At 41.7% G+C, this 4,573-nt stretch carries 7 protein-coding genes; 2 read left to right on the top strand and 5 right to left on the bottom strand.

All coding sequences use genetic code 11. From position 1 onward, the window contains the following. A partial coding sequence (locus RUMCAL_RS03450) for a transposase domain-containing protein (protein ID WP_021681129.1) occupies nucleotides 1-203 on the top strand: 203 nt, incomplete at its 5' end. A 259-nt stretch (nucleotides 204-462) separates the two neighbouring features. On the opposite strand, the gene RUMCAL_RS03445 is transcribed toward RUMCAL_RS03450, so the two are convergent. From RUMCAL_RS03445 to RUMCAL_RS03425, 5 genes are all read right to left on the bottom strand, one after another. Continuing rightward, entirely contained in the window at nucleotides 463-1,155 is a 693-nt protein-coding gene (locus tag RUMCAL_RS03445; RefSeq protein WP_021681127.1) for an ABC transporter permease, read from the bottom strand. 1 nt (nucleotide 1,156) lies between these two features. After that, nucleotides 1,157-2,068 (bottom strand): ABC transporter ATP-binding protein, encoded by a 912-nt coding sequence (locus tag RUMCAL_RS03440; RefSeq protein ID WP_021681126.1) that lies wholly within the window; start codon nucleotides 2,066-2,068, stop codon nucleotides 1,157-1,159. A gap of 77 nt (nucleotides 2,069-2,145) precedes the next feature. Further along, entirely contained in the window at nucleotides 2,146-3,066 is a 921-nt protein-coding gene (locus RUMCAL_RS03435; protein WP_021681125.1) for a sensor histidine kinase, read from the bottom strand. Continuing rightward, entirely contained in the window at nucleotides 3,067-3,759 is a 693-nt protein-coding gene (locus RUMCAL_RS03430) for a response regulator transcription factor (RefSeq protein WP_021681124.1), read from the bottom strand. After that, nucleotides 3,734-3,940, bottom strand: a complete 207-nt coding sequence (locus RUMCAL_RS03425) for a helix-turn-helix domain-containing protein (RefSeq protein ID WP_021681123.1) — start codon at nucleotides 3,938-3,940, stop codon at nucleotides 3,734-3,736. Before RUMCAL_RS03425 ends, RUMCAL_RS03430 begins: the two co-directional genes overlap by 26 nt. 196 nt (nucleotides 3,941-4,136) lie before the next feature. Between RUMCAL_RS03425 and RUMCAL_RS16830 the strand changes: the two genes are divergently transcribed. After that, entirely contained in the window at nucleotides 4,137-4,454 is a 318-nt protein-coding gene (locus RUMCAL_RS16830) for a helix-turn-helix domain-containing protein (RefSeq protein ID WP_021681122.1), read from the top strand. Nucleotides 4,455-4,573 lie beyond the last annotated feature (119 nt).

Here is a 4,573-nt window from a genome sequence, read left to right as displayed (position 1 = left end):
TCATGAGCGTGATCGAAACAGCCAAGCGAAACGGACTGAATGTGTTTGGTTATCTCTCGTATCTGATGCTGGATCTTCCTTCATGGGGCAAAACGCCCTCAGACGAACAGCTTGACAGCATCATGCCGTGGAGTGCTACTCTGCCTGAAACCTGCCACAGAACATATCATCAGATCGTTGAAAACGAGGCTGTTGTTGAGTAACAGCTTCTCATCCACAGTAATTCACAGTAACTCACTGCAATTTATTGTGATGAACCGAATACGGGATTTGAGCCGAGGTTGATCTCGGCTCATTTTGTTTTTTGGTGGGGCTGGGTTTGGTTGGCGGTTACCGTCGATCCTGCGTCGGGCAAAGAAAAGCGGCGGCCTTGATTTATCAAAGCCGCCGTTGGATATATGGGCGTGTCAAAGTGCTACTGTACGACGGCTTTTTTTCTTTGCCGTCGTCCGGCAGAAATAATCAATATAGATCTGGTACTTTCTTTTTGAAGATAAACAAAGCAGCCACAAGAGTAACAATAGCGACTAAAAGAATTTGCAATATGGACTCCTGATAGGTTGCATTTTTACTGATAATAACTTGCCGAAACACAATGACAATCAGAGAAGTAACGATTGTTGTAGGAACAGATTTTCGGATCATGCCAATGATGAACGGCCATAGCGATAGCACCGTGCATACAATCACAGTAGTTATTGCCATTGGTATCCATGTCTGAAGCATTGAGGGTTGGAATGTTCCCTCCAACATATCAAAAAATCTATCCACAAACACAATATAACCGCTACAACAGACATATCCAATCGCCATTGAAATTGCTGTATAAATCATAATGATAGTCAATTTGCTGGCAATCAATTTTGCTCGGTTCAAAGGATAGGAAAACATAATCGTAATTGTTCGCTGATTATATTCTCTGATAACCAACCTTGCAGTTAAAACCGACGAGTACACAAGAAAAATAAATGACATCAGCAGTCCAATAACAAGGTATGTGCTTTCAAAAGTGTCTTTGGTCTGTTCCGGGTCTGTCGTGCTATCCCATAAAGATATTGTGATGAAAAGTATGCTGAACAGGATTGCGGCAATCATAAAGATAACATTTCGTGCAATTCCAAATTTTTTTAACTCCAATTTAATCAGGTGCGCCATCTTATTTTCCCCCCTCTGTAAGCTGGAAAAAGAAATCTTCCAGTGTGTCTTGTTTACGGCCGATGCTCTCCAAACCAACACCATTCTCAATGAGGGCTTTTGACAGGGATTTGCCTGAAACATCAGAATCATAAATACGGATAAATTCTTTATCCAACACACTAAAATTCTTTATCCCCATGCCTTCGAGTAATGCGGCAGCACTGGTTACATCGTCAACCTGCAAGCTGATATAATCCGTTTGATGCTTGTGAATTTCTTCGATAGGCAATTCTGTTAGGAGTTTTCCATCTCGAATAATCCCAATCGTATCAGCAAGAAGATCCACTTCGGACAGAATGTGGCTGGAAATAAAAATTGTTGTTCCATCTTCCCGGTTTAACCGCTGAAAGAGGTTTCGCATTTCACGAATACCCTCGGGGTCTAACGCATTGATTGGTTCGTCTAAAATCAAAAACTCTGGTCTTGCCAGAATAGCCCTTGCAATAGCAAGTCGTTGTTTCATGCCTAATGAGTAATGACGGACTTGTTTTCCCTCGACATTCTGCAAGTCCACCAAATGCAAAACCTCGTCAATCCGTTCCTTGTTGGGGAATCCCATGTACTCACAATGCAGCTCTAAGTTTTGCCGAGCTGTCATTTTATCGTAAAAGTATGGGTTTTCAATGATAGAGCCAACCTTTTTGAAGATTTCGTAGCTGTGATCGGTAACTTTTTCGCCTAAAAGCTGAACCTCTCCGGCGTCTGGCTGGATAAGATTCAAAATCATTTTCATAACCGTGCTTTTTCCTGCACCGTTTGGGCCGACAAAGCCATAGATTGCCCCTTTAGGTATGTGGATATTTACATCGTCTACAACGACATTTCCCTTGTAAGCCTTTCGCAAGCCTACGGTTTCCATAATATAATCCATTTTGTGTGCCTCCTATATGGCTACTACTATTATACAAAATGGACTTCGCTTTTCTCTGCCGCAAATCTAACAATTTTCTAACTTTTCAAGATGATAGAGAAAGTGGTTTGCTCATTTTGTACGCTATGAACTTCTAATTCTGCCCCAATTTGTTCAGCAAGACGCTTTGAAATTGCAAGGCCCAAACCGCTGCCGGAAGATTTTCGGGTTGTTGTATAATTCCTTGCGAAAATCTGTTTTTGCTGCTGTGGTGACATTCCGTTTCCGTGATCTTCTATTTCAATTATGCTATTTCCGTTTGATGTGGTGAGCCTTAGAGAAAGATACTTGCCATCACCACCATGTCGGATCGCATTGTCTATCAGATTTTTCAAAATGCGCTGTAATGCCTCATTATCTGTGTAGGCAAAAATCGGTGTATCTGGTATCTGAATATCGACTTCAAATTGTTTCTGTTCAAGCAGATCATAATAGTCCAAAATGGTGTCTTGGCAAAGTCTTGAAACATTTTCCTTTTTCAGTTTAATGGGAAGATCGCCAGAAGCTATTTTGGACATTGTAAAATAGTCATTGATTGTCGAGATTAAATCATCAGCCTTTCGGTCTATTTTAGCGGCCATAGCATGAACATTTTCAGGCATAGAGGGGTCGTTTGTTATATTGGAAAGCATTTCGCTATTTCCTTTTAGGACAGTGAGCGGGGTACGGATGTCGTGAGAGATATTTGTTAGATCCTGCGCCATTGCCTGTTTGCTCTGCTCAAACTCTGATTTTTTTGTATAAAAATCTTGAAGTAAGGTATTAAGCACTGCACCTAATTTTTTGATACTATCATTATCCGTGGGTATAAGCACAAAGCCATTTTCAGAAGTAATTGAAAGAGAAGCAAGTCTGTCGGTGATATAGTTGATCTCTCGTTCTAACTCTTTGTGCTGTATCTGTTGACAAATTAGGATAAGCAACAGAACAAATGAAAGAATTGCAAACAGAAGCCACATCTATTTGTCCTCCATCTTGTAGCCGATACCCCATAAGGTTTTAATGTAAGCCGTAGTATCTTCCGCATTATTCTTCAATTTCAAACGCAGGCGATTGATATGGGTATTCAACACATTTTCATTCCCAAAATACGGCTCTTTCCAAATGAGTTCATATAGCCGTTCTTTTGAATATGCCTGTCCCGGATGGCTGGCCAAAAGGTACAAAAGTTCAAATTCGATTGGTGTTAAATCTATAGATGTTCCTTTCCGCGTAACCATATGACTTTGGGGGTCAATTTCTATGTCTTTGATTTTGACAATCGAATTACTCGGTAATACTTGGTAGGTTCTGGCTCGTCTGATATTAGCCTTTATCCTTGCAGCAAGTTCAATTAAAGAAAAAGGCTTTACCACATAATCGTCAGCGCCCAAATTCAATCCTAATGATTTATCAGTATCATTATCTTTTGCAGTAATGATGATGATAGGAATATTGCTGACCTGTCGGATGGCCTTGATAATCTCCATGCCACTCATGTCCGGCAGCATAAGATCAATAAGGGCAAGTGAATATTCATCATAACTTGTGTTCGTCCGTATGGCTGTTGTGCCATCATTAAAGGACAACACTTCAAATTCTCCTGATAAATAGTCCGTTATCATTCCTCTGATTTCTTCATCATCTTCAATCAATATTATCTTGTTTTCCATCACGATTGCTCCTTGCTATTTTTGTTCTTCCGTCAATAGGCTTTTCGGCGTTCTTCGGGATTAACCATACTGTCCCCATTTTTATGGCTCCGGGAATACGGGATGCAGCACAGTAATAATTTATCCATCGAGGAGTCACGCCCCATTTTTCACTTGCTTCTTTCAAAGTCATATAGTCCATAATACACCTCCAACTTATTCATTATAATTCGTTTGCTCGAAGAATACAAGGAACAGAATATGAATTATAGAGTGTAGCAGCGCCACAAACGATATACTGAACACGAGAGCTGGAAAGCCCCTCCTGTCTACGCATTTAGAGTGCCAAAAGCCCACGGAAATCAAGGCTTTTCGGCGGTGGTCGGTGGGGTGGCAGAATGATTTATCAAATACCCGCCGAAACGGGCTTTGAAATGCGTAGGAAAATCTTTCCGCCGCTGGTTTTCCTGCCGGTTCTGTGGTATGCTAGAATAAGACAAAAAACGACAGGAGTTGACACGATGGCCAAACAGGAAATGTTACTGGACACAGCTACCATCAAGGCCGCCGTCGCCGGTGAGAAGTGGGCCAAACAAAAGGTGATTGAGCACTACACCCCCATGATCGACGAGCTGGCCGTTGACGAAGATATGAAGCAGCACTTGATTTTGAAGCTGCTGGAAGAACTGCCACACTTCCCGATGGGACAGGCATAAGAAAAAAGCGCCGGACGCAGAGGCACACCCACCGCTGTGAAAGGGAGCTTACCGACTTGAACACACTTCTTTTCTGTACTTAAGAGCCTGATACATACGTACTCTTCCGTAATCCGCAT

It is taken from the genome of Ruminococcus callidus ATCC 27760, assembly GCF_000468015.1.
GTDB lineage: Bacteria > Bacillota > Clostridia > Oscillospirales > Ruminococcaceae > Ruminococcus_C > Ruminococcus_C callidus.
This window is presented reverse-complemented; position numbering and strand designations above follow the sequence as displayed.